Source organism: Psychrobacillus sp. FSL K6-4046, assembly GCF_038624605.1.
Lineage (GTDB): Bacteria > Bacillota > Bacilli > Bacillales_A > Planococcaceae > Psychrobacillus.
In genome coordinates this window covers 781,198-806,686 of sequence record NZ_CP152020.1, presented here as the reverse complement: position 1 = coordinate 806,686, position 25,489 = coordinate 781,198, and the positions used below count along the sequence as shown (strand labels likewise).

At 40.4% G+C, this 25,489-nt stretch carries 23 protein-coding genes; all 23 read right to left on the bottom strand.

Annotation, left to right across the window (positions count from 1 at the left end; translation table 11 throughout):
- Positions 1-134: 134 nt before the first annotated feature.
- Positions 135-1,244, bottom strand: coding sequence for a M20 family metallopeptidase (locus MKY09_RS03865; protein WP_340885107.1), 1,110 nt, complete (start codon positions 1,242-1,244; stop codon positions 135-137).
- Between the two features lie 29 nt (positions 1,245-1,273).
- Positions 1,274-2,299, bottom strand: a complete 1,026-nt coding sequence (locus MKY09_RS03860; RefSeq protein WP_340885109.1) for an oligopeptide/dipeptide ABC transporter ATP-binding protein — start codon at positions 2,297-2,299, stop codon at positions 1,274-1,276.
- Complete coding sequence (locus MKY09_RS03855) at positions 2,271-3,281, bottom strand: ABC transporter ATP-binding protein (protein ID WP_340885111.1); 1,011 nt, start codon at positions 3,279-3,281, stop codon at positions 2,271-2,273. The genes MKY09_RS03860 and MKY09_RS03855 overlap by 29 nt, the downstream gene beginning before the upstream one ends.
- An 18-nt stretch (positions 3,282-3,299) precedes the next feature.
- Positions 3,300-4,199, bottom strand: a complete 900-nt coding sequence (locus MKY09_RS03850; RefSeq protein ID WP_340885113.1) for an ABC transporter permease — start codon at positions 4,197-4,199, stop codon at positions 3,300-3,302.
- 13 nt (positions 4,200-4,212) lie between these two features.
- A complete protein-coding gene (locus tag MKY09_RS03845) occupies positions 4,213-5,130 on the bottom strand; it encodes an ABC transporter permease (protein ID WP_340885115.1) in 918 nt (305 codons plus the stop codon).
- Between the two features lie 550 nt (positions 5,131-5,680).
- A complete protein-coding gene (locus MKY09_RS03840; protein WP_340885118.1) occupies positions 5,681-7,228 on the bottom strand; it encodes an ABC transporter substrate-binding protein in 1,548 nt (515 codons plus the stop codon).
- Between the two features lie 44 nt (positions 7,229-7,272).
- A complete protein-coding gene (locus MKY09_RS03835; protein ID WP_340885121.1) occupies positions 7,273-8,478 on the bottom strand; it encodes an amidohydrolase in 1,206 nt (401 codons plus the stop codon).
- Between the two features lie 151 nt (positions 8,479-8,629).
- Positions 8,630-9,577 carry an acetamidase/formamidase family protein gene (locus tag MKY09_RS03830; protein ID WP_342567635.1) on the bottom strand — a complete coding sequence of 316 codons (948 nt, stop codon included), beginning with the start codon at positions 9,575-9,577 and terminating at the stop codon, positions 8,630-8,632.
- Between the two features lie 112 nt (positions 9,578-9,689).
- Positions 9,690-10,268 (bottom strand): transposase, encoded by a 579-nt coding sequence (locus tag MKY09_RS03825; RefSeq protein ID WP_342567634.1) that lies wholly within the window; start codon positions 10,266-10,268, stop codon positions 9,690-9,692.
- Positions 10,269-11,130: 862 nt separating this feature from the next.
- Entirely contained in the window at positions 11,131-11,748 is a 618-nt protein-coding gene (locus tag MKY09_RS03820) for a bifunctional 4-hydroxy-2-oxoglutarate aldolase/2-dehydro-3-deoxy-phosphogluconate aldolase (protein ID WP_342567633.1), read from the bottom strand.
- Positions 11,749-11,766: 18 nt separating this feature from the next.
- Positions 11,767-12,708, bottom strand: a complete 942-nt coding sequence (locus tag MKY09_RS03815; protein WP_342567632.1) for a sugar kinase — start codon at positions 12,706-12,708, stop codon at positions 11,767-11,769.
- Between the two features lie 9 nt (positions 12,709-12,717).
- The gene (locus MKY09_RS03810; protein WP_342567631.1) at positions 12,718-13,566 is read right to left on the bottom strand and encodes an SDR family oxidoreductase; all 849 of its coding nucleotides are present in this window, start codon (positions 13,564-13,566) and stop codon (positions 12,718-12,720) included.
- The gene (gene uxuA / locus MKY09_RS03805) at positions 13,559-14,635 is read right to left on the bottom strand and encodes a mannonate dehydratase (RefSeq protein WP_342567630.1); all 1,077 of its coding nucleotides are present in this window, start codon (positions 14,633-14,635) and stop codon (positions 13,559-13,561) included. Before uxuA ends, MKY09_RS03810 begins: the two co-directional genes overlap by 8 nt.
- Positions 14,636-14,654: 19 nt before the next feature.
- Positions 14,655-16,052 carry a glucuronate isomerase gene (uxaC, locus tag MKY09_RS03800; RefSeq protein WP_342567629.1) on the bottom strand — a complete coding sequence of 466 codons (1,398 nt, stop codon included), beginning with the start codon at positions 16,050-16,052 and terminating at the stop codon, positions 14,655-14,657.
- Between the two features lie 12 nt (positions 16,053-16,064).
- Positions 16,065-16,823, bottom strand: a complete 759-nt coding sequence (locus MKY09_RS03795) for a glucose 1-dehydrogenase (protein ID WP_342567628.1) — start codon at positions 16,821-16,823, stop codon at positions 16,065-16,067.
- 27 nt (positions 16,824-16,850) lie between these two features.
- Positions 16,851-18,131 carry a TRAP transporter large permease gene (locus MKY09_RS03790; protein ID WP_342567627.1) on the bottom strand — a complete coding sequence of 427 codons (1,281 nt, stop codon included), beginning with the start codon at positions 18,129-18,131 and terminating at the stop codon, positions 16,851-16,853.
- A 12-nt stretch (positions 18,132-18,143) separates the two neighbouring features.
- A complete protein-coding gene (locus tag MKY09_RS03785; RefSeq protein WP_342567626.1) occupies positions 18,144-18,635 on the bottom strand; it encodes a TRAP transporter small permease in 492 nt (163 codons plus the stop codon).
- Positions 18,636-18,643: 8 nt separating this feature from the next.
- The gene (locus tag MKY09_RS03780; RefSeq protein ID WP_342567625.1) at positions 18,644-19,657 is read right to left on the bottom strand and encodes a C4-dicarboxylate TRAP transporter substrate-binding protein; all 1,014 of its coding nucleotides are present in this window, start codon (positions 19,655-19,657) and stop codon (positions 18,644-18,646) included.
- A gap of 54 nt (positions 19,658-19,711) precedes the next feature.
- Complete coding sequence (locus MKY09_RS03775) at positions 19,712-20,404, bottom strand: GntR family transcriptional regulator (RefSeq protein ID WP_340885155.1); 693 nt, start codon at positions 20,402-20,404, stop codon at positions 19,712-19,714.
- A 550-nt stretch (positions 20,405-20,954) separates the two neighbouring features.
- Positions 20,955-21,431 (bottom strand): DUF2628 domain-containing protein, encoded by a 477-nt coding sequence (locus MKY09_RS03770; RefSeq protein ID WP_342567624.1) that lies wholly within the window; start codon positions 21,429-21,431, stop codon positions 20,955-20,957.
- Between the two features lie 282 nt (positions 21,432-21,713).
- Complete coding sequence (locus tag MKY09_RS03765; protein WP_342560340.1) at positions 21,714-22,385, bottom strand: hypothetical protein; 672 nt, start codon at positions 22,383-22,385, stop codon at positions 21,714-21,716.
- A gap of 782 nt (positions 22,386-23,167) precedes the next feature.
- Positions 23,168-24,223 carry a sugar-transfer associated ATP-grasp domain-containing protein gene (locus MKY09_RS03760; protein ID WP_342567623.1) on the bottom strand — a complete coding sequence of 352 codons (1,056 nt, stop codon included), beginning with the start codon at positions 24,221-24,223 and terminating at the stop codon, positions 23,168-23,170.
- Between the two features lie 104 nt (positions 24,224-24,327).
- Complete coding sequence (locus MKY09_RS03755) at positions 24,328-25,455, bottom strand: DegT/DnrJ/EryC1/StrS family aminotransferase (protein WP_340885163.1); 1,128 nt, start codon at positions 25,453-25,455, stop codon at positions 24,328-24,330.
- Positions 25,456-25,489 lie beyond the last annotated feature (34 nt).

The window sequence follows — 25,489 nt, the reverse complement described above, 5'->3', positions numbered from 1 at the left end:
CTTGGGCCTACACGCTTCCGAGGGTTAAATACATGACTGCTCACTGCCGGTTATGTATAACAAAGGGATGCAATTACCGAGAATTGTAGTTAATTGTCAGAATAGTGTCTGACACAGGGACACACCAGCATCCCCTACCCACCAGTTCCCGACAACCTCGACACCGTTTCAGCCAACAAAAAGCACCTTTCCGTCAGTGATTCTATTTCGAGATATTCTCCTTCATTGTGCAGCTTTCCACCGATTGGTCCTACACCGTCAATGGTGGCTACGCCTAGGTGAGATGGAAAGGATGCATCTGATCCTCCACCGGTATGAGAATCGGTTACTTTTAGGCCAAAGGAGTTTCCGACTTCCTTCACGATTTCTAGGAGTTTCTGATTCTTATCATCAAGCTCCATTGGTGGACGGGTGATGCCGCCTTCTAGGTCGATTGTGGTTCCTGGTACATCTGGTACGGAGCAAATATTTTCGATTTGCTTAGCAATTTCTAAGCTTTGCTCATCACTTTCGATGCGTACATCTACATATCCAGTGGCGCTGTCTGGGATCATATTTACCGCGTCTCCGCCTTCCACTATCCCTACACTTACTGATATCCCTTGTTCATGGTCAGTTAAATGATTGAGCTTTATCGTTTTATATGCAAGCTCTTCAATAGCACTTCTGCCTTCTTCTGGCGCTACTCCGGAGTGTGCAGATCTTCCATGTACATGTAGCGTATATCTGCCGCCCCCTCTTCGTGAGGACACAATCGATCCATCCTTACGGGCAGGCTCCATCACCAAGGCATATTTAACATCCTTTGAAATTTCCTCAATGAGTTCCCTTGATGTTGGAGAACCTATTTCCTCATCACTATTTAAAATAATGATGACATTTTTCAAAGCAGCATCGTGTTTCTCGTACAAATACTTCATAGCATACAATAAGGTTACCTGACTTGCCTTCATATCCGCTACTCCTGGACCAAATGCAAGGCCATCTTTAATGGTAAACGGTCTTTCTGCTGCCGTTCCAATTGGAAACACCGTATCCATATGAGCGATTAGCAGTATTTCAGGCTTCAAGGCTTCTTTATGTTTGATGACAATGTTATTACCAAATTCCTCATTTTCTTTAATTTCAATAGAGAGGTCCATTTGTTTATATTCATCTATTAGGATTTCCCCTATTTTATCTACTCCCGTTTTACACGTTGAACCACTATCTATATTCACTAGCTTTTCTATGAGCTCAAGCATGGGCTCAAGGTTTCTCCTCAGATAGTCCATCACGCATCTACCTTCACTTTCTCTTCATTGATAATTCCTTTACCATTTTCAAGCGGGAAATGACAAGCTACAAATTGACCTGACGCTTTTTCCTCAAATACAGGCTCCGTTTTACTGCATATGTCCTGAGCATAAGGGCATCTTGTATGGAAATTACAGCCAGGTGGTGGATTTGCCGGACTCGGGATGTCGCCTTCTAAAAGCTGTCTTCCCTCGATGTTCCGTTGAGTGGGATCGGGAACTGGCACAGCGGACAATAAACCCTCTGTATAAGGATGCATAGGATGTAAAAACAACTTTTCCTTTGTCGTCAGCTCCACGATTTTACCAAGATACATCACGGCAATTCTGTCACTGATATGCTTTACTGCCGGCAATCCATGTCCAATAAAAATGAACGTTAGATTGAGTTCCTTTTGTAGCTTAGCCAGTAAGTTTAATATTTGGGACTGAATCGATACATCTAGTGCCGAAACCGGCTCATCACATATGATGAGCTTGGGATTTAAGGAAATAGCACGAGCAATTCCAATTCGTTGTCTTTGCCCTCCACTAAATTCATGTGGATATCGATTGACATAAGCACGATTCAAACCAACTAGGTCCATCAGCTCCATTACTCGTTCAGTGAGCTCTTTTTTATGGAGAGATTTATGAGTTCTTAAAGGCTCAGCTATCAAATCAAACACGCGCATACGTGGATTCAAGGATGAGAAAGGGTCTTGAAATACCATTTGGATATCGGCTCGTTTCTTTCTTAACACCTCTCCTTTTAGCTTCGTCAAATCTTCTCCCTCAAATAAAATTTCTCCTTCCGTGGCATCCAATAGCTGACCTATCAGGTTCCCAGTAGTCGACTTCCCACATCCTGACTCTCCAACTATCCCTAGTGTTTCTCCCTCGTCTACATAAAAGTCCAAGCCGTCGACTGCATAAAGAAACTGTTTTTTTCTTTTTAAGAAACCTTCAGATATATCAAAAGCTTTTTTCAGCCCTTTAACTTCCAGCAAATGATTTTGTTTCATACAAATCAACCACCTTTTCTTCATGGAGCCAGCATCTGACCTTGTGATTTGTCAGAATTTCTTCAAGCTTTGGTTGAGCCTCAGCACATTTTTGCATGGCGTATGGACAGCGATCCATAAACCGACAACCAGTTGGATAATTTAACGGACTTGGGACAGTACCCGGTATAGAGGTTAGTTCATCCTTTAATTCATGGATTTTAGGAGTACTATCCATCAGACCTTTCGTGTATGGGTGTCTAGGTTCTCTAAACAATGTAAATACATCCGTTTCTTCTACTACCTGACCTGCATACATCACTACTACACGATCTGCCATTTCAGCCACGACGCCCAAGTCATGGGTGATTAGCAAAATAGATGTATCAAACTCCGTGATTAAGCCCTTCATCAATTTAAGAATTTGAGCCTGAATCGTTACATCTAGAGCAGTAGTTGGTTCATCTGCAATCAACAATTCCGGATTGCAGGAGAGTGCCATCGCAATCATGACACGCTGTCTCATCCCTCCACTTAAGGAATGGGGAAAGGAGTCAATGACCTTCTCAGCCCTTGGTATTCCAACCTTTTTCAGCATTTCAATACTTATCTGACGTGCTTCCTTCTTATTCTTCTTTTGGTGCAGCATAATCGATTCTGCCATTTGATTTCCTATTGTGAAAACAGGGTTCAAGGAAGTAAGAGGCTCTTGGAAAATCATCGCAATTTCATTACCACGAAGATGACGCATCTCTTTCATCGAGATTGGTACAATATCTCTTCCTTTAAACAAAATTTGTCCATCTTCAATTCTTCCTGGCGATTCGATTAAACGCATAATGGATAGAGATGTTACGCTCTTCCCTGAGCCCGATTCACCTACTATCGCTACTGTTTCGCCTTTATTTATCCTTATAGAAACGTCATCGACTGAGGGAACAACCCCATTTTCAGTATGGAAATAAGTTTTGAGGTTTTTTACATTCAGTACTTCTTCCGCCATTGGGATTCCTCCTTTAGATTACTTTTTGATAGAGCGTGGATCAAGAACATCTCTTAACCAATCACCCAAGAATATGATTCCAAGCACTGTTACCGTAATGGCTAGACCCGGAAAAGTTGCCAGCCACCAGCTAGTCGCTAAATAATCTCTTCCGTCACTCAAAATAGATCCCCATGAAACAGTAGGTGGTTGAACACCAAGTCCCAAAAAGCTAAGTGACGCTTCTAGAATGATCGTTGTTGCCACACTTAACGTGGAAATTACGATAAAAGAGGAAATAACATTTGGCAATAAATGACGAGTAATTATCTTATGGTTTTTCACTCCAATGGAACGAGCAGCTCTTACGAAATCACGTTCCTTTATAGTTAACACTTCTCCACGAACAAGCCGTGCATAATTTACCCAGTTCGTAGCACCGAGAACGAAGATAAGCGTAATCACACTAGGGCCAAAAACACTAAGTATTACTAGCGCAAAAAGAATAGTAGGGATTGCAAGGAAGGAGTCTACAAGGCGCATCAGTACATTGTCGATAAAACCTCCGTAATACCCTGCGATTAAACCAATCGTCACACCGATAATTCCGGCAACAACTACAGATGTAATACCTACTAATAAAGAAATTTGAGAACCATATATAATTCGACTAAGAATATCTCTACCAAGATTATCCGTTCCCAATAGATTTGCAGTACTACCACCCTCCATCCAGAAAGGAGGCTTTAGCATATTAGCTGCATTTATAGCAGCAGGATCATGCGGTGCTAGTAATGGCGCAAGAATGGACACTATACCAACAAATAATACGATAAAGAATCCTACGGTACCTGTCTTGCTTCTAAGTAGTAATCTACTCCACCTTTTAAAAGAAGAGGGTTTGTTTTGTGTAATGCTTACTGTCTGTGATTGGGTCAACTTAACTTCCCCCCTAGCTATATTTAATCCGCGGATCTAATAGTCGGTAAAGAATATCTGCTACTAGATTCATAAGAATTACGAGTATTGCGATAACAAAAACACTGGCTTGAACAATTGCCATATCACGTGTATTTACTGCCTGTATTAATAGTTGACCTAAACCCGGCCACGAAAATACAGTTTCAGTTATCAATGCGCCACCTACCACAGTAGAGGTTTGCAGTGCAGTAATTGTGATAACCGGAATAAGTGAGTTTCGGAAAGCATGCTTATAAACTACGATTCTATCCTTTAAACCTTTACTCTTTGCTGTTCGTACGTAATCCTGGTTTAAGGTTTCAATCATGCTCGACCGGATGAGTCTCGTCATTTCCGCCGCTATCCCAGTAGCAAGAGTGATGGCAGGGAGAACCAAGTGCATAAGCGTCCCTCTCCCTGAAACAGGGAAGAAGCTTAACGTAACGGAAAATAATAAAACTAGCATGATCCCTAGCCAAAAGTTAGGCATCGCTTTCCCTAATACCGCCGCTCCTGTCGCCACTAAGTCTAGACTAGAGTTTTGTTTTGTAGCTGACCAAATACCAAGTGGAATCGAAACAACAATTGCTATTAGAAGTGCTGCAATACCTAGTTCAAGTGTTGCGGGGAGACGCTCTAAGACGATGGACATCGCATCCTGCCCATAACGATACGATTCTCCAAAGTCACCTTGTACAAGATTCATAATGTATGTAGTGTATTGAACGATAAAGGATTCATTTAAGCCTAAGGATTCTCTTAATAGCTCTACATCTTCCTGAGAAGCGTCATCTGGTAGCATTAATGCCACTGGATCTCCTGCTATAAAGACTAGTGCAAAGACAATAAATGAAATGATTAATAATACGGGTATTATTTGTAGTATTCGCCTAACGAAGTAATTGTTCATTAATTGTCACCTCACACATATTTTGAAATGATTTGTAGACTGAATTAATTTCATAGTCCTTTTTATCTATTTAGAATAAGAAAGTAGTATGGATTTCCGCTTCAGGTGGACGCTTTCCGCGGGGGGAGCGATAAGCCATCACCCACAGCACAACAAGCGCGGTTGCGATGTCTTATCTGTCTCACTCATCCCACTGGAGTCGCCACCTTCCGCTACAATCCATACGAAGATAATGGTCATGTCTAATCAGTTAAACATTATTTTAAGAAATTGAATTAACTATTAATTTCATAGTTTTTCCTATAAAAATATCCTTTTAAAATAAGAAAGTAGTATGGATTTCCGCTTCAGGTGGGCGCTTTCCGCGGGGGGAGCGATAAGCCATCACCCATCGCTTACGCGCGTGGTTGTGATGTCTTATCTGTCTCACTCATCCCGCTGGAGTCGCCACCTTCCGCTACAATCTTCTATGAACTTGAACAAACCAACTAAATTTTCTACCTATATAGTAAAGGAAGGAAGAGCAAGCTCTCCCTACCAATCACCATATTTACTTTTTATTGATAGATTCTACGTAAATGATTTCATCCATTGTAGGAGTATAATCAATTGCATCACTTACACCTACGTTAATAGATTCTTGGTGTAATACGATATGAGCCGTGTCTTCAGCTAATAAATGCTGTGCTTTAATATATTGTTCTGCTCTTTCTTCTGGGTCCATATTTTGAGCAGCTGCTGCTAATAGTTCTTCTACCTCTTCGTTATGATAATCAATTTGACCTTTGAATCTCTCATAGTTATACCAATCTAATGCGTTCGCAGCGTCAAACATAGAGTTACCTAGAGCTAGTAAATAAGCATCCTTATTTTTTCCTGAATTACGAAGTTCAACGAAATTACTCCACTCCATGAATTCTACGTTTGCTTTTACCCCAATTGCACTCCACATTCCCGCAACCATCTCCGCTATTTCAGCATCTTGTAAATAACGCCCTTTTGGAGAATGGAAGGTCATTTCAAAACCATCTGGATATCCTGCTTCTGCCAATAATTTCTTTGCTTCTTCCACGTCATAGTTATACGTGTCATAAAGATCTTCTGCAAAACCAAAGTTCCCTGGTGCGACACGTGTAATCGTTGGTATACCTGCTCCATTTAACAGGTTATCGGTTATCGCCTTGTTATCAATAGCCAAGTCCAAAGCTTTTCTAACTCTAGGATCAGAGGTTGGATATCCTTCTGTTGAACGTACAAATATCATCATCGTTCGGTTAGAGGTACCTTGAGATAAATGCGTACCCTCGTTTTCATCAATACGTTTCCACTCACTTGGTGGCATGTTTGTTGCAATATCCACTCCACCTGTTAATAGCTCAGATACACGTGTAGAGTTTTCTGGAATGACACGGAATACAACCTCATCCCATTCTTCATTTTTACCGTCAAAATAATCATCATAGACTTCTAGCACGATACGATCGTCACGTACCCACTTCGAAAATTTAAATGGTCCTGTCCCAACTGGATTTTCCAAGAAGTGATCCATTCCGTTTTCTTCAATATATTCAGAAGGAAGGATACTAGAAGCAATCCTTGAAATTCTATTTAATAAAGCCGGGTCTGGCTCATTTGTAACGATACGTAACGTTAAGTCATCCACAACTTGTACCTCTTTAATAGAGTTATAGTTTATGTGGTCTAATAACGTGGAATCATGCGCAACACGTTCAAGTGAGAATTTAACATCCTCCGAATCTAACGCCTCGCCGTTATGGAAAGTAACTCCTTCTTTTAATTTCACTTCCCAAGTCTTATCGTCTATTTTTTCGTACCCCTCTGCTAAGTCTGGTAAAATCTCGCCAGTCTCATTATCACGCTTAAAAAGATAGTTAAACATATTCACGTGAATTGCTTCTGTAGAAGTATTAACATGGTTATGAACGTCAAATGTTACCATGTCCGTTCCCATCGCAATCGTCAATGTCCTGTCGTCCTCTTTTTTGGTCGTAGAAGTAGATGAATCATCTCCACTACAAGCTACCAGCAATCCTACTGTCAAAAGTACAGAACTTGCTAATCCTACCCATTTCCTCATAGTCATTCCCCTTTATATATATAATTTCATTGAACCTATACTTATTATTCGTTCGTATTACTCTCTATGTAATCAAGAGCGAACTGGGCCAATAAAGCCGAGCCATATGGCAGCGCATCTTCATCAATATCGAATTTCGGATGGTGATTGGGATAGATACAATCCTTCGTCTCATTGTAAGTACCTAATCGGAAGAAGATCCCTGGCACCTTCTCAGCATAGTAAGCAAAGTCCTCTCCTCCCATGCTCGGATTAATAATCGATAATGTATCGGCTCCCAATATTTTTTCAGCAACTGAATCTAATAATGGAATCAATCGATTATCATTTTTCACGGAAGGATAGCCAAATTGATAATCGAACTTATAAGTAGCCCCCATCCCTTCGCAAACGCCTTTAATATATTGCTCCATTCTTTTGGAAATGACCTCTCGCAGTGAAGGATCTAACACTCTAACCGTTCCTTCGAGTCGAACGGACGGTGCGATGACATTTCGTTTAAAGCCACCTTCAATTTTCCCTATTGTCAAAACAGCTGGCTTTAAAGGATCAATTGAACGGCTCACAATTTGTTGTAATGAAGAGATTACTTCCGCTGCCACCGTTATGGAGTCGATAGACATATGTGGATGAGCCGCATGTCCCCCCTCTCCAATCACTTCTATATCAAAAGAATCCGCACATGCCATTGCGACATCTTTCGCAACCGTTATAAAACCTGTATGTGCTGTAGGATGTACATGCAAGCCAGCAATCACAGCCACATCGGGATTTTGAAGAACCCCTTCCTGAACCATATGTAAGGCGCCTGCTAACCCTTCCTCTGCTGGTTGAAATATCAACTTGATATTTCCCTTTGTCGGTCTATGCTTGCTTAGTATTTTCGCTGCTCCCAGCAGCATCGAAGTATGGGCATCATGTCCGCATAAATGTGCAACACCAGGAACCGACGAGGCGTATGAGACAGATTTCTCATCTTGTATAGGAAGTGCATCCATGTCTGCTCTTAATGCAACTGTCGGACCTGGCTCAGTGCCTCTTAGAAGAGCCACAATTCCAGTTTTCGCAACCGGTGCTTGAATCTCATAACCAAGATCCTTTAAGTTTTCTAAAACAAACTTGGAAGTTTCATATTCTTCAAATGATAGTTCTGGATTCACGTGAAGATGTCTGCGCCACTGTATTAAATTATCCTTTATGTCTAAGGCTTCCTTAAGTAAGACGTTCTCTTCTACTACTGTTTCTTTCATGTAATCCTCCTCTTCACTATATTTCGGCATAATATTATGAAATAATTCTATTTTCTGACTATTATTTTTATATTAGTTTAGATAATTTCTTTAGTCAAGAATAGTTTTCCATTTTATGGTCTAGTTATCTTTCCTTTTGTTGTATTCTCCATTAATCCTCAAACACCGCCAGCGGCAATACTGCACTAACGATATATTGTCCTGCGTCTACAATCTCTGAGATTTTTAAATCCACGCAAAGGCTAGACAATAAATATGCATCCCTTGGCTCCATTTCATATGTAGTTGAAATGTGGTCTACCATCGCGAGAAGCGCATCCTGAGAAGCCTTCATCAAATCCGGACCAACACCAGTGGTACCGAAGAACCCCTTATGGTTCACCTTAGGAGTAAGCTCACCACTCGTTAAAAACTGAGGTGAAGGAATCGTTTTACCTTTAATAAGGTTGAACTTTAAGGTAGCGGTCATCGGGCACTCTAATGCGGAAACACAAACCTCCCCGTCTCCTTGCGCTGCATGGGCATCTCCGCAGCTAAACAACGCTCCTGCCACTTGCACTGGTAGATATAGCTTCGTTCCAATCGTCAGCTGGCGAACGTCCATATTCCCTCCAAACGTTCCTGGAGGCATAATCGGCTGACCACTAGCATCCTTAGGACTAACTCCCATCGTCCCTAAAAACGGCTCGATTGGAATTTTAATATCCTCTCGGAAATGAATAAACTCACCGTCGGTCAAATCAAAGGTTCTTAAATACGCATCTGGAAACTTCTCTGGCAGCAACCCTAGTCCAGGCAAAATAGCCGTCCAGCCCCAGCTTCCTGTCTCTAAATTTACAATTTCCACCTCAAGCGTATCTTCAGGCTCTGCCCCCTCGATGGCCACTGGACCAGCAAGTGGATACACCTTGTCCCAATCTAAGCTAGCAATAGATTCAGTAGTAGAATCAATCGAAAACTGGTTGTCAGTGACCTCTCTCGTCTTAAATATAACCGTGTCTCCACTCTCAATCGTCAGGACCGGCTTAGGATCCTTCTCCCAAGCATAGTGAACAACCTCCTCCGGAAAATGATGGATTTTTGCTGTTTGAACGTTCATAGTCTTCCTCCTTATCAATCTATCTATATAAAAAGGCTATCATAATTTCGATATAATTTAAATGAATATATTAAATTTTCTGTTAAATAAAAATACAGTTCAAGAATAAACACTACTTAATATCTTCTTCCACCAGCTCACGAGATTCTAAACAGTACTGGCAATACGCTTGATTAGTCTTTTCCATAGGAGGAGGTAGCAAATCTTTTAAGAGGTTTCTATCAAGAAATCGAGGAGATTCTTTAATTTCGTGGAAATAAAAGGGATAGGAGCTATAAGGGTAGGTTTCTAATCGATCAACCATAGGCTTTTTAGTATCAATTGGATTACGATGAATATAACTGCTCACCACAAGCAAACCTTTTCGAGATCTCACCTCTTTTGCAAAATATCGCTTCTGATAAATTCTGCCAACATGATTATAACGCTTAGAATAAGAATCACTATACCTTCTATTAATAAGAGCCATAATCTTACTAAGCTGATCCTTAGTCGGTTTAATTAAAATATGATAATGATTACTCATAAAACAATACGCAAGAACCGTAAATGGATACCTATCATACACATGCAAAAGAGCACGCATAAGCTCCACCATATCCTCGTGCGACTTAAAAATAGCCTCACGATTATTACCTCGCATAATTACATGATAATACGAATGGGGATTAAAATTTCTTCTCCTTGTCATTTCACCTCACCCAACCACACCAAGCAAGCACCGACAAAAGAGAATTGCGGGAAAAAAAATATACAGATAGAAAAGAGTCACGCGAGGTATTAACCATACTAAGAAAAATCGAGGGGGAAAGTAAACCACTAAACTGCATATCAGTATCTCTGCCAAATAAATTTCTAACCACTTATAGTCATCCCTACTTCCTAATAAATTTATTCTACAAACCCATTATAAACTATCAATACCTAGTTTCCAAAATATTAAATCTACTTTTGGTAGAAGTAATCCAGGGACTCGCCTTTGTAGAGAATTGTGTCCCACACAGGGACAAACACAATTCTACCAGAACCCCACCTACCACAGGGTTCACCAAAAAGAATTGTGTGTCACACAGGGATGAAGTCAAACCTTCCGAACTGTAGAGAATTGTGTCTGAAACAGGGATCGAGTCACCCTTCCGAATTGTAGAGAATTGTGTCTGACACAGGGACAAACACAATTCCACCAGAACCCCATCTACCACAGGACTCACCAAAAAGAATTGTGTCTGACACAGGGATCGGTTCATCCTTCCGAATTGTAGAGAATTGTGTCCCACACAGGGACAAACACAATTCCACCAGAACCGCACCTACCATAGGGCTCACCAAAAAGAATTGTGTCTGACACAGGGATGCAGTCAATCTTCCGAATTGCAGTCAATCTTCCGAATTGTAGAGAATTGTGTCTCACACAGGGACAAACACAATTCCACCAGAACCCCATCTACCACAGGTCTCACCAAAAAGAATTGTGTCTGACACAGGGACACGCACAACTTTCCGAATGGGACGCGCACAACAAAAACAGCACACAACACCACGCCCCCCAAACACTACCCCCCAAGCCACCCCCGGACCTCCGCACTCAACCCAGGCCAGTCCTCACGCTCCACAAACTCTTTCCGCACAAGGGCACTACCGGCTCCAACGGAAACTGCCCCGGCGTCCAAATACGATTTCACTGTTTCCTTCGTAATCCCGCCAGTCGTCAGAATATCAATATGACCAAGTGGCCCCTTCACGTCCTTGATAAACCCTGGACCAAGTGTAGATGCTGGGAACAGCTTGACCATGGCTGCTCCTGCCTGATCTGCCAGAACCATTTCGCTTGGTGTAAACACCCCAGGTATAAAAGGAACATTTTTCTCTACGGCGTAGGCCAACACGTCAGAATTGAAATTTGGTGCTACAAGAAACTGTGCTCCTGCATCCATAGCACGATCACAATCTGCTATCGTCAGAACTGTTCCCGCTCCAACAAGCAGCTTCCCCGAAAAACGATCCAACGCTTCCCGGATCATTGCTTCTGCGTTCTCGCTATCCATCGTAATTTCTACTGCTCTGATTCCACCCTCATATAGCGCCTGTATGATACCAGCACTCTTCTCATAAGGAATCTTTCTAAGTACAGGTATAATAGGACAATCCTTTAACTGGTCCAAGACACTCACAAGCCTCTCCCCCCTCACTCATCGTTGAACTTCTACAAAACTAGGGTCAATCTGGTTTTCATACGGGTACCCTTCTGCATCACCAGGTACGGTTAGAGCAAACGAAGCTACACGGTTAGCTAGCTTCACAGATTCCGCTACTGGATAGCCTCGCAGCATCCCTGATAAAAAACCTGCTGCAAAGCCGTCGCCAGCACCAATCGGATCGACTACCTTTTCTACTACAAACCCTTCCACATACCCTGATTCACTCGTAGTCCCATAGTAAGCGCCACTTTTCCCCAACTTCACTACTACCGTTTTCGTCACGTCAGACAAAAACGCTTTAGCAATAGCTTCTGGTTCCGACTCTCCAGTGAGCATAGTTCCTTCTTCAATACCCGGCAAGACTACATCACATTTACTAGCTATATCTCTAAGTACTGGGGCAGCCTCTTCCTTTGTCCACAGCTTCAAACGAATATTTGGGTCAAAGACTACCTGCACCCCATGTTTTCTAGCAATATCGATACTATGATGTACGGCTTCTAGACAGGAGGCACTGAGGGCAGGAGTAATACCTGTTATATGTAAGTACTTCGCCTGCTTGATGTAATCCTCACGTATATCGTTAGGCGTCAACTTTGAAGCTGCAGAGCCTTTTCGGTAATAATAAACCTTAGGCTCGCCTTCCATCTTTCTTTCCTTAAAGAAGACAGCAGTAGGACAATCACTTAGAAACTTTACTTGTGACGTGTCTACTCCTTCTCCTCGAATCGTGTTCCTGACATAGATCCCAAAGTCATCCTGCCCTAACAACGAAATCCATCCTACCTGATGACCAAGTCGAGAAAGGGCGATTGCTACGTTAGATTCAGCGCCGCCAATCGTCTTGTTAAACTTCGCTGCATATGTCATGGAGCCTACGGATTCAGGTGTAAATAAAACCATTGACTCGCCTATCGTCACTACATCCATCATTACTACCCCCTACACTCCAGAATAAGCCATAAACCCACCATCTACTGGTACAGTTATTCCCGTTACAAACCCAGACATTTTTTCATCTGCAAGCCATAACAGTGTTCCAAGTAAGTCCTCTGGTTTCCCAAAACGACGCATCGGCGTATGAGTAATGATCTTGTTCGAGCGCTCCGTTAAAGAGCCGTCCTCATTCGTTAATAAGTTTTTATTTTGCTCGGTTAAAAAGAACCCTGGTGCAATCGCATTCACGCGAATACCTGCATCCGCAAAATGGACCGCTAACCATTTAGTTAAATTCTCAATGCCAGCCTTTGCCGCACTATAGGCAGGAACCTTCGTCATTGGAGACGGTGCGCTCATCGAGGACATATTAATAACTGTCGCGTGTTCTTTATTAATCATATCGGCAGCAAATACTTGAGTCGGCAGCAATGTCCCCATTATATTAAGGTCGAATACAAACCCAAAACCTTCTTTTGTTAAATCAAAAAATGTTTGAATAGAATCATCCTGCAAATCATCTTTTGCAAAAATCTCCTTCGTTGTAATTCCTTTAGGATGATTACCGCCAGCTCCGTTGATTAAAATGTCACAAAAACCAAACGCCTCGTTTACCTGTTTCTTCGCTTCCATAATCGATTCCTTATCTAATACATCACAAGAAAGCGCAAGTGCCTCCCCGCCTCCACTACGAATATCCTCTGCAACCGCTTCTCCTTTTTCTAGCGTCCGGTTTAAGATCGCCACCTTCGCACCCTGGCGTCCCATTTCTCTTGCCATCGCACTACATAACACGCCACTGCCGCCTGTAATGACGACCACCTTACCCGATAGATTCTCATGTACCTCAAGCATTTTCTTCACCTCCAGTAGATTTCAAGGCATCCCACAGACCCCATAAGTACATGACGCCAAGGGCACGGTCGTATAAGCCGTAGCCTGGTCTTCCTACCTCGCCCCATATATCTCTCCCATGGTCTGGCCGTATATAGCCTGTATAGCCGATATCGCGGAAAGCTTTCATCACACCTACCATATCAACAGAACCTTCAGACATTTTATGAGATGTCTCGATAAAGTCTCCATTCTCATAACGCTTTAAATTACGTACATGCGCGAAGTGAATTCGGTCACCATATGTACGAATAATAGCTGGTAAATCATTTGTCGGATTTGCCCCTAAAGAGCCACTGCAGAAGGTCAGACCATTAGAAGGGCTGTCTACTAATCCTAGTAATCTACCAAGATTCTCTTCATTCACAATAATTCTAGGAAGCCCGAAAACCGGCCATGGTGGATCATCCGGATGAATAGCTAGCTTAATTCCACATGTTTCAGCAGCAGGAACAACCGCCTCTAGGAAATACTTTAAATTCTCCCACAGCTTATCTTCATTTACTTCCTTATACGCAGCCAATATTTCCTTCAACTGCTCCAATCTTTCTGGCTCCCAGCCTGGAAGCGTAAAACTGCTGTCCTGTAATACTCGATTCACCAGCTCCGTAGGTTCTATACCTTCGATCAGCTGCTTTTCATAGAACAATGCAGTCGAGCCATCCTCTAGTTCCTTTTTTAAATCCGTTCGAATCCAATCAAACACGGGCATAAAATTATAGCAAATGACCTTTACTCCTACCTTTGCCAGCTCCTGCATCGTTTCTATATAATGCTCTATATATTGATCGCGAGTCGGCAAGCCTAGCTTTATATCTTCATGGATGTTCACACTTTCTACTACCTCTATGTGCAAGCCATGAGACTCTATCTTCTGCTGCTCCGCTTTTATCTCCTCAATGGACCATCTTTCCCCCGCTGCCACATGATGCAACGACCATACAATGCCCTTGACACCAGGGATCTGTCGAATATGCTCTAACTTCACATGATCATTTTCTTCACCAAACCACCTAAAAACCATTTCCATTTATATCACCTAACAATCCTTATATTTCTAAATAGTTTTGAACATTGTTATAGCAAATATCTTTTACAATCTGACCTAATAATTCAAAGTCTGGTGGATATTCGCCTGCTTCCACCCAATCCCCGATCAAGTCACATAAAATTCTTCGGAAATATTCATGACGGATATAGGAAAGAAAGCTTCTGGAATCAGTCAGCATCCCGATAAAGCGTGCTAATAATCCTGTGTTAGAAAGCACCTTCAATTGCTCCAGCATGCCGTCCCGTTGATCTCCAAACCACCAGGCAGTTCCAAACTGAATTTTCCCAGGCACATCCCCTTGGAAATTCCCAACCATAGTTCCTACCATATAATTGTCTCTTGGATTTAAGTTATAGATAATCGTTTTCGGCAGCTCATCCGTATAATCTAAAGCATTCAATAGATTAGACAAATCGGAAGCATAGGAAAAATCATTGATCGAATCAAAGCCGGTATTAGGTCCTGCAATCCCTAGCATCCTTTTGTTATTGTTGCGAATAGCCCCTATATGCAGCTGCATCGCCCAGCCTTGTTGAGCGTACATCCTCCCAAGCTCGATCATTGTTGCTGTTTTAAACTGAACAATTTCCTCATCAGTTAACACGTCATTATTTAGTCCCTTTTGAAAAATAGTCTCTATATCAGCTTGCTGAAAATCTCTATAAAAAGAACTGTCGAGCCCATGGTCTGACAAGCGACAGCCAGCCTCATGGAAAAATGCAACTCGTTTATGTAACCCGGATAAAAAATCGTCAAAGGTACGGACGTTCTCCCCACTTGCCTTCTCTAGCTTTTCAACCCACTCCGAAAAAGTATCCAGTTCTATTCCAAGCGCACCATCTGGTCGAAAGGTTGGAAGCACCTTTACCGGAAAGCTATCATCCATTTGGATTGCCTTATGATATTGCAAATCGTCTATTGGATCGTCTGTTGTGCAAATCACTTGCACATTCGACTTTTGAATAAGGGAACGTGCCGTGAACTCTTTCGTTTGTAAAAGCTTGTTGCAATGCGCCCAAATCTCATCAGCCGTTTCCTTGTTCAGCAACTTTTCTAACCCGAAATACCGTTTTAATTCTAATGAAGTCCAATGATACAACGGATTACCGAGTGTATAAGGAACAGTAGCTGCCCACTTTTCAAACTTTTCCTTGTCGGTTGCATCACCTGTTATAAAGCGCTCCTCTATTCCATTTGCTCGAAGTGCCCTCCACTTATAATGGTCGCCCTCCAGCCAAATCTCATATAAATTTGCAAAAGCTTTATCCTCTGCTATTTCCTTTGCAGATAGATGACAATGATAATCGATGATTGGCATATCCTTCGCATACTCGTGATATAGCTTTTGAGCTGTCTCTGTTTTCAATAAAAACTGCTCATCCATAAATGCTTTCATACGTATCCTCCCTTAGTCCATTAGCATTCCACCGTTAGCCTCCACTATTTCTCCTACTAGATAGCTAGAATAATCGGATGCTAGAAACAGCGCTACCCCTGCAATATCGTCTGGTGTTCCCGTTCTTCCCAATGGAATTTGTGCCGTCATCTTATCCATTAGCTCCTGAGAAGAGTATCTTTCATGGAATGGCGTTTCAATAACTCCAGGGGCAATGCCATTGACACGAATATTGTATTCTAGCAGCTCCTTGGCAAGCCCCCTAGTCAATGTGCTCACTGCGCCTTTCGCCGATGCATAGGCCACCGCACCACCGCCTCCTCCATTTCTCGCTGCAATAGAGGTTATATTAATGATATTTCCATTTGCAGATTTCTTTAGAAGCGGAAGGGCTGCCTTTGTCACATGAAAGACAGAGGATACATTAATATCAAAGATGTTATTCCATGTGTCATGATCGAGATCTTCTATTTTAGAACGCTTTACCATCGTTCCTGCATTGTTGACTAAAACGTCTAGACGTCCAAACCGAGCATTTATTTGCTCCACCATTTCCTGTATGTGAAGAGGCTTTGTCACATCGCCAGTCACTAGTAAAGCCTCTGCTCCCGATGCCTGCACGGCGCTCAATGTTTCCTTTGCTGCGTCTACATTCGAATTGCCATGAACCACTAGCTTTGCCCCAGCCTCCGCAAACGCTTTAGCAATAGAGCTGCCAATTCCCGTGCTGCTACCTGTCACCCAAACAACCTTGTCTGTAAATGAAAACATGAGATACCCTCCAAACATATTATTCTCTTACATAAACAGATCTGGTAAGAACATGACAATAGAAGGAACAAAGGTTAATAAAAGAACCAATGCGAATACACCTAATATAAAAGGAATCGACTCTTTTATATAATCCTCTAATGGCACCTTCATAATCGAGGTTGTCGTATACATCGTGACACCAACTGGTGGAGTCATTCCTCCAAACGTAACGATTGTCATCATCAAGATCCCAAAATGTACCGGGTCCACTCCTACTTGCTGAACAATTGGTAGGAAAATAGGCGTCAGTAACAGAACCAATACCGTAGACTCGATGAACATTCCCGCAATAACAAGGAAGAGTAATATTAAAATGATCATCAGATGTTCGTTTGTCGTGATCCCTATTAAAAAGTCAGCCGCATTTTGTGGTAAGCGATCGTATGTAATTAAGAAACCTAGAATAGAAGAAACGGAAATTATTAATAGAATAGAAGCATTGTCTGTCACCGATTGGGAAAGTGCCTCTTTGAAATTTTTCCAGTTTAACTCCTTGTAAATAAAGAAACCAACGATTAACGCATAAACAACTGCAAAAGCACCTGCTTCTGAGGCAGTAAATATACCAAAGCGAATTCCTACTACTAAAATGACTGGGAACATAAGCGCCCAAATACTTTCTTTTAAGGTAATCATAATCTCTTTAAAAGTTGCTCTTTTTTGAACGATGTTGCTGTCATAATTACGTTTTCTTGCTATCACATAAGAAATGACCATCAGACATGTCATCATTAAAAAGCCTGGGATAATCCCTGCCAAAAACAGTTTTCCAATAGACACTTGCCCAACATAGCCATAGAGAATCAGACCAATACTCGGTGGAATAGTAGCAGTGATCAACGAACTAATCGCTATAACGGAAGCAGAATATCCACCTGAATAGCCACGTGCAATCATTTGATGACCAAGTATACGGCTCTGCATGGCTGCATCTGCATTGGCTGAACCAGATACTCCTCCCATCACTGTACTAAGCACAATGGATACATGCGCTAGACTCCCCTTCAAATGCCCAGTTAACGCATTGGAAAACCGAATTAGACGCTCTGTAATCCCTGATGCATTCATCAGATTCCCAGCCAGTATAAAGAAAGGGACAGCTAAAAGCGGAAAGGATTGGGTCCCTGCTACCATTCGCTGTGTTGTTATTTCAATAGGTAAGTCGGAGCCTATTAAAAAGTACATGAGACTCCCAATACCTATAGCAAAAGCAACAGGCATATTGAGCAGAAGTAAAATAAAAAATACAATAGCAACTACTAACAAGTGATTCCCTCCCTATGATTTCAGCTCGTTTGATGTAGATTTAAACCCGCTCACTTCATCTTTTAACTGACCCAGAATAGTTAGGATCATCAACACACTTCCAACGGGGACAGCAGACGTAATAAAAGAGTAGCTCAACGGAAGATTACTGATTTGACGCGCTGAATTCTCCATACTTAATTGGAAACCATACTTTGTTAAAAAAACTAAAAAAGCTAGGACGAGCAATTTAGTAAACACCTCAATGACATTCCTTACTTTTTGAGGCATGGCCTTCACAACTACATCTACGGTAATGTGTTTTCGCTCTCTTAACGTTCGGTTGGCCCCCAAGAAGATAGCCCAAACAAACAGCAATTGAGCAAATTCAACCGACCATGAGAGGGGCCAGCCAGCCCACCTCATAACCGCTGCTAAAAAGACGAAGAACACAATTCCAATCATTAAAAAGTTTGTCAGGAAGTTTTCAAACCTCACATATACTCCTGCAACTCTATTGATCATTGCAATCACTACTTTCCTAGAATATTGTTCACTTCATCCTTCAAATCTGCATAGCCATCTATCTTTTCATACACAACCTCTGTCGCTTTTTTAAATGCTTCGAGATCTACTTCGTTAATCTCCACGCCAGCCGCTTTCATCTTTTCTTCAAAGTCAGCTAGCTGTCCGATTGTATTTTCAGAAGCTTCTTCTCCAGCCTTTTGAGCCTCTTCATAAATGATTGCCTGATAGTCCTCTGGTAGCTCAGCCATCCAATCAGCTCCAGCTACAATGCCAGTGATTAACTGGAAATGACCAGTCTTTGCAATATACTTCACAACCTCGTGTAAGTTAGCTCCATACGACGCTGGATGCTGTGCCTCAGCACCATCGATAACCCCTTGTTGAATCCCTGGGTATACCTCGGAGAATGCCATACCAGCAGGACTAGCTCCCATTGCAGAAATGGTTTCTGTCCATACAGTAGCTCCCGGTGTTCTAATTTTTAAGCCCTTCAAATCAGATGGCTTCTCGATTTTTTTGTTCGTTAAAAAGTGACGATCTCCCTGATACCAGTTAAACGATAAAATTTGTAAATTATGTTCACTCGCAAGCTTCTCTTCCCATCCTTTAAATAGGTCTGACTGAGCTACCTTGTTTGCCTCATCATAGCTGTCTACAATATACGGAGCCGAAAGAATACCGATTTCCGGAACCATTTCCGCTAAACGACCGGAGTCTACTAGCACAGCTACATTCGCTCCTACCTTCGCTTGCTCCAATACATCGCTATCATCGCCAAGTGAACCATTCCCATAAATTTCAACGATGACTTTATCATCTGTTCTTTCTGCAACGCGATCTTTAAAAGCTTCTATACCTTGATAAATTGGGTCAGTTGAAGCCAATGCAGTATTAATCTTGAGTGTATAAACCTTATCCGCACTAGCCGTCGTCTTACCATCGTTCCCATCCGAGCATGCTGCAAGCAATGTGCACACCATGAAAACCAAACTTAATAGTAAATACTTTTTCCCTTTCATTGAAAAGCCCCCTTGTTTTTTGAATAAAGCGCTTACATTTCCCTTTAAAAAAAATTACTTAAAATAATCCGGATATTCCTCTTTTAATGAATCAAGTTCAAAGCGTAATTTCCTTAAGTGCTCTCCCATCGCCTCATCTGCAAGCTGAGGATCCCCATTCTCTATTGCGTTAGCAATCACCATATGCTGAGACAAAATTTGCTCCCAATTATAGTTAGCTGCCAGGCTCAACATTCTAATTCTATTAAGATGGGAATTAAAATTTTGGAGCACGGACCAGATTCTCGGCTTTTCTGCACCAATCGAAATAATATAGTGGAATTCCTCATCCAGCTCGAAAAGCTTCGTATAGTTTTTTTCTTCTATACAATACCGCTGCCTCTGTAAATTTTCTCTCAAAGAAACAAAGTCCACGTTTTCTGGACGCTCCGCAGCAAGCTTAGCCGATGCACGTTCTAGCAACTCTCGAATAAAACGAACCTCTTCCACATGCTCTAAGTCTATTAAAGAGATAAACGTGCCACGCTGAGGGTAAACCTCCAGCAGCTCCTCCTGCGCAAGCTTCACAAACGCTTCTCTAACAGGCGTACGGCTGACACTAAGCAACTCCGAAATCTCTTTTTCCGAGACACTCTGCCCCGGTTTCAAATCTAATTTAATGATGCTTTCCTTTAACGTCTCATACACATGATCTCGAGTAGAGACATTCTTTCTCTTATTAAAATTATCTGCTAGCAGAATACTCACCCCTTTACTAAAGTCATATTACCATAATTGTATACTTGTATGGTAGTATATATTTTAACATTCAGAAAAATAGTTATATTTTAACTTAATAGTTTATTATCATTAGTACTTTTGTGATAACACACCCGATTTTTGCTAATAAAATCACAAGGACAAATAAAAAAAGCATCTTATAATCAAGATGCTCCGAAAATTTGTTGATCGTATGTCCTTTGAATTGTAGCGAATTGTGTGTAACACAGGGACAAACAAAATCCCCCGAAAAGCCCACCTATCACAGGGCTCACCCAAAAGAATTGTGTCTGACACAGGGATGAAGTCAAACCTTCGAATTGTAGCGAATTGTGTGCGACACAGGGACAAACACAATTCCACAAAAAATCACCTCTGACAAGGGTTCACCTAAAAGAATTGTGTCTGACACAGGGATGACGTCACCCCTCCGAATTGTAGCGAATTGTGTGTAACACAGGGACAAACACAATTCCACAAAAAACCCACCTACACAAGGGTTCACCCAAAAGAATTGTGTCTGACACAGGGACGCACGCTATCCCCCAAACCCATAAATCATCCCAGCAAGAACCCCATAAACAATCAGCAACCCAAAGGCAGCCAACACTCCAAGCCAGCTAGTACCCCCACGCAGTTGAAGCTCTGACTGCACGAATTCCTCACTGCCATGTTGCTGCTCCGTGACTCTCTTAATCTCCTTATTCGCATGCATCAGATATAAGTAGTTTCCTAAAAAACCACAGATGACCCCTACTGTAATTCCTATGGTCGAATCTACCCCAAAATCGATCCCACTCAAGACAATGATCAGATCATATAAAAGAAAAAGACCTAGTATGATTAAAATATACGCATACATTTTCCGATAGCCTAGCCAAAAGAACGAAAGGAAAAAAGCTGCCCAATTCCAGGATAGCCCCTGATTCCACTTTCGGGAATAATACTCCCATTTGCTAGCTCCTACAAATGCCCCATGTAACGACTCATCTAACTCCGGATATTTCTTATCCATCTATGTATTCCTCCTTTTTTATCTGAAGTGCTCTATTGTATGGATATTACACTTTGTCTATGTCTATTTTAAATATTGTATAAACCTAAAAATCTATCAATACGATTTTATTGATGCTATATGGTATATTACTTAGTCTATGAACAATTAAGTTAATTGGGAGGCCATGTAGGGGAGAGTAATTTGAAGAAGTATTTTATTGTAGTTCTATAGTTCAACCAAAAGAAGCAGTTTAACTACTCGTTAAAGGAGGTCTGCTCCTTTGGTTCAACTACAAGCATGTTAAAATTCCTTAATAGTAACTTCTGATTGTTCCTTTATAATAGCAGTCATTTCCTCAATCCACTCTATACACCTATTAGGCAGATAAGGAAATGGATGTCTTGGATAGTTTCTCGTTTTATGCCAGTATGCCTTTGGTACTTTACCATTCAAGTCCAATCCACTCAACGGTAAAAAACCATGTTCTTCCGCAAGTCGCTTAGCTTCAGGTCTAGATCCCCAACCATACAACACATGCTCCACTAAAGTAGTCATTTCAATAAATTCTTTTATATTATTAGCATAACGCGAATTTGGAACATTTTGGAGCTCGCATATTTTAAGCAATCGCAGGAACTCAAAGGAATCTCCCTCACACATATCCGATAGATTAACAATTATTAGTTCATCCCAATCCATACGTTCCATTAATCGCATAAGCTGATATTGCGTTTTATCCGGAATACTTTCCTGCCATCCATCTTTTGATTCTTCTCTCGGTAGGCAGCTCCCAGGGTTTTGCATAACAATTAACGCATTAGCTTTTCTATTACTTAAATCATCTGGGATGGTTGCTCCCTTTCTTATAATTCTTGCCTCTGGCCTAGTAATAACCTGGTGTATCTCAAATTGCCTATACTCAAATTTAGCCATGACGATAAATTGTTCATTTAATACCATTCTACTTAACATAGACTCCTCCTTAGCAAAAATATCAGTCTAATTAAGTAATTCTATATACACTTAAAAATACCTTTAAATACCTTTTATTATTTTATATTTAATTTATATTTCATCTTCTTTTGCTTAACTTACACAAAATATGATTGACCACCAAGGACTTTCGTTTTATACTTTTATTGGTAGAACTATTTCTTTTTACCTTTTATCAGAAAAACACAAAACTATTTTACTATGTATTTTCATGAAAAAGGTTTTTATATTTATATTGTATTAATTAATAATGATATACGGATATAATGATATTTTTTATCCTATAAATAATAGAAATAAAAGACACTTTCTTAGTAATCTTTAATGAATACTATTAAATATTTAAGAATTCTACCGAAGTTAAAGGGAGTAAAAGAATATGATGTTATGAGGTGTAGTAATTGTTGTCAGACTTTAGCACTAAGTTAGACGAGGAGATAGGACCAAGAAAAATTCTGCATATAAAAGAGTGTGAGATTTGTGGTTATAATGAGTTTTATTTTATAGATCCTGAAACAAATAAACAAATTGGTATGGCTTGTGAGGGGTGTAACTATATAAAACGGTTTGATTTTAACTCTAAAAAATAAGTTTAAAAGAAGCAGCTTAACCTGCTAATAAAAATACTGCTTCTTTCTTCCATTATATTATTTAATCATGAACATTTTATCTATTAATTCTTTAACCATCTTATGATATATCTCTATTTATACTCTTCCTTCAAAAATTGTTACTCAATGTTTTTATCGGAAACTCCTTCTTTAAATAATTCCATAATGTCTATAAAATCTTTTCACTCTATCATCTCTAAGTAAGGGTCTATGCACCTGCAATAAATTCACATCACTAAAATTATTTCCTTCTAGAACAGAAAATCCTTCATTAGTAATAACGATATCCCACCCCACATATTTAATATATGGATAGATAGAGGCTGCATTTAGTATACTTTCTTTCATTTCATTCCATTTCGGAACTAACTTTCCTTCAATTTGTGACTTTGTTTCAGGATGTTCACTATACCATTGTAGTTTCCCATTTTTAGGATATGAAACACCCTTGCCTAGCTCACCAGTCTCTAAATCAATTTCTGCACTTAATCCTCCCTGCGTCCAATTGTCAGCAGGTATAGATGTTAAATTCCCCATTCTTTGGACAGCTATAGGTATAAAAGGTTTGTTCGTAAGAGGATCTATCATAGTTAAAATTCTAATCGTATTCGTTGTCTTCGGATAAAAGTCTTTACTAAAATTACTTTGTTCAACAAACTCATTAACTATATAATTATTTAGCTTGGAAGTTACTTTTTCGAGTCCAGCTTCATCTATCTGCGTTCCATTTAGAAAGTAATTTCCTTCTGTCTTCTTCAAAACAAGTATCCCATAACCTCCACCGTTACGTATTGGTTTAATAACGCATGCTGAATGTCTGTCTAAGTATTTTAAAATTTTCATAGGAGAATCAATCTTTTCTACTTCTTCCAAACATAAAAACTTCCCTGCTTCAATTAAACTCAAATTCTTAGGAACGTTGATATATTGCTTATACATGGATTCAAATACTAGCTTTTCATCTAAAACAAAACTATATGGGCTATTTAAATATCTTGTATTTAGTCTTTGTATATCAGATAAGTATTCTTGAGGATTATTTTCCTTAAAATTATAAATTATTTCTGACTCACTTAAGAAACCTAACCTCGAGTTAGAAATTTTTTTGCTAACTCCTTTATTAACGGATGATTTTAAGTTTTTTCTAATAAACGTCCGATAAATATTCGCCTGACGATATACATTCATAGCCTTATCTTTTATCATGAAAGCACTTCCACCTTTTTGTATAAAAATAGTAACCACTTTATATCTGAAAAACTCTCAGGTATAGAAAAGCAGTCGAGTTATTACATCGACTGCTCATAATTTTAGTTCATAAATTCTTTGATTACTTTGCAAACTTGTTCGATCTCTTCCTCACTCAAATAAGGATGCATTGGTAATGATAGTACTGTATCACATAACTCATTGGTCACCGGACAATCATTCTCATTATAACCAAGGTCTTTAAATGCTTCTTGTTTATGCATCGGTTTGACGTAATAGACCATGCTTGGGATATTTTCTTCTTTTAGCTTGGTTTGAAGATTATCTCTTTCTGCTTTGTTCTTAAGTTTAATCGTGTATTGAGCAAAGCTAGAAATATAGCCTTCTGGCATATAAGGAATTTCAACGACATCCTTTAAGCGTTCATTGTAATGACCAGCTACTCGATTGACATCTGTAACCTCATGATTAGCAAAGGCCTTTAGTTTCACTTGAAGGATGGCAGCCTGAATGGTATCTAACCTCGAGTTCACACCAATTCTAACATTGTCATATTTATTACTACCTTTTCCGTGTACTTTTAGGGATCTCAACAATTCTGCTAAATTATCGTCATCCGTAAAGATAGCCCCTCCATCACCATAGCCTCCTAATGGTTTCGCGGGAAAGAACGATGTAGTTGCCGCATCACCAAAACTACATGCCCGTTTACCGCCAATGTTACCACCAAAGCCTTGAGCTCCATCTTCCAGTACTAATAACTTATATTTTTGTGCAATCTTTTCGATTTCAGGATAATCGGCTGGAAGTCCAAATAGATCGACAGGAATGATGACTTTAGGAGTTAATTTTCCTTCCTCAATTGTTTGAACGATTGCTTGTTCTAATTTTTGGGTGTCTATATTAAATGTGTTTCTGTCTACATCGACAAAAATGGGAGTTGCTCCAACAAATGAAACTACTTCACCTGTTGAAAAGAAAGTAAAGTCAGGTAAAAAGACTGCATCTCCCTCTTTAATACCCCATGCCATTAATACAAGAGATAACGCCTCTGTTCCATTAGCACATGTAATAGTATGCTTTACTCCTGTATAATTTGATAATTGTTCTTCTAATTCTTTTACTTCATTGCCTCCAATGAAGTTCGTGTTAGTTAAAACCTTCTGTATAGCCGAATCAATTTCATTTTTGTATGTTTCATATTGAGTTTTTAAATCTCTAAATTCCATGATAACCCAGCTTTCTATACTTTTTAGTTAATTA

Bases quoted from the DNA above. Each gene is read 5' to 3' on its own strand.
- MKY09_RS03760 (WP_342567623.1), bottom strand. From the start codon at position 24,223: ATGATAAAAGATAAGGCTATGAATGTATATCGTCAGGCGAATATTTAT.
- MKY09_RS03785 (WP_342567626.1), bottom strand. From the start codon at position 18,635: ATGATCAATAGAGTTGCAGGAGTATATGTGAGGTTTGAAAACTTCCTG.
- uxuA (WP_342567630.1), bottom strand. From the start codon at position 14,635: ATGGAAATGGTTTTTAGGTGGTTTGGTGAAGAAAATGATCATGTGAAG.
- MKY09_RS03865 (WP_340885107.1), bottom strand. From the start codon at position 1,244: ATGCTTGAGCTCATAGAAAAGCTAGTGAATATAGATAGTGGTTCAACG.
- MKY09_RS03810 (WP_342567631.1), bottom strand. From the start codon at position 13,566: ATGCTTGAGGTACATGAGAATCTATCGGGTAAGGTGGTCGTCATTACA.
- MKY09_RS03860 (WP_340885109.1), bottom strand. From the start codon at position 2,299: ATGAAACAAAATCATTTGCTGGAAGTTAAAGGGCTGAAAAAAGCTTTT.
- MKY09_RS03825 (WP_342567634.1), bottom strand. From the start codon at position 10,268: ATGACAAGGAGAAGAAATTTTAATCCCCATTCGTATTATCATGTAATT.
- MKY09_RS03780 (WP_342567625.1), bottom strand. From the start codon at position 19,657: ATGAAAGGGAAAAAGTATTTACTATTAAGTTTGGTTTTCATGGTGTGC.
- MKY09_RS03840 (WP_340885118.1), bottom strand. From the start codon at position 7,228: ATGAGGAAATGGGTAGGATTAGCAAGTTCTGTACTTTTGACAGTAGGA.
- MKY09_RS03765 (WP_342560340.1), bottom strand. From the start codon at position 22,385: ATGTTAAGTAGAATGGTATTAAATGAACAATTTATCGTCATGGCTAAA.
- uxaC (WP_342567629.1), bottom strand. From the start codon at position 16,052: ATGAAAGCATTTATGGATGAGCAGTTTTTATTGAAAACAGAGACAGCT.
- MKY09_RS03830 (WP_342567635.1), bottom strand. From the start codon at position 9,577: ATGAACGTTCAAACAGCAAAAATCCATCATTTTCCGGAGGAGGTTGTT.
- MKY09_RS03755 (WP_340885163.1), bottom strand. From the start codon at position 25,455: ATGGAATTTAGAGATTTAAAAACTCAATATGAAACATACAAAAATGAA.
- MKY09_RS03835 (WP_340885121.1), bottom strand. From the start codon at position 8,478: ATGAAAGAAACAGTAGTAGAAGAGAACGTCTTACTTAAGGAAGCCTTA.
- MKY09_RS03855 (WP_340885111.1), bottom strand. From the start codon at position 3,281: ATGGCGGAAGAAGTACTGAATGTAAAAAACCTCAAAACTTATTTCCAT.
- MKY09_RS03795 (WP_342567628.1), bottom strand. From the start codon at position 16,823: ATGTTTTCATTTACAGACAAGGTTGTTTGGGTGACAGGTAGCAGCACG.
- MKY09_RS03845 (WP_340885115.1), bottom strand. From the start codon at position 5,130: ATGAACAATTACTTCGTTAGGCGAATACTACAAATAATACCCGTATTA.
- MKY09_RS03815 (WP_342567632.1), bottom strand. From the start codon at position 12,708: ATGATGGATGTAGTGACGATAGGCGAGTCAATGGTTTTATTTACACCT.
- MKY09_RS03770 (WP_342567624.1), bottom strand. From the start codon at position 21,431: ATGGATAAGAAATATCCGGAGTTAGATGAGTCGTTACATGGGGCATTT.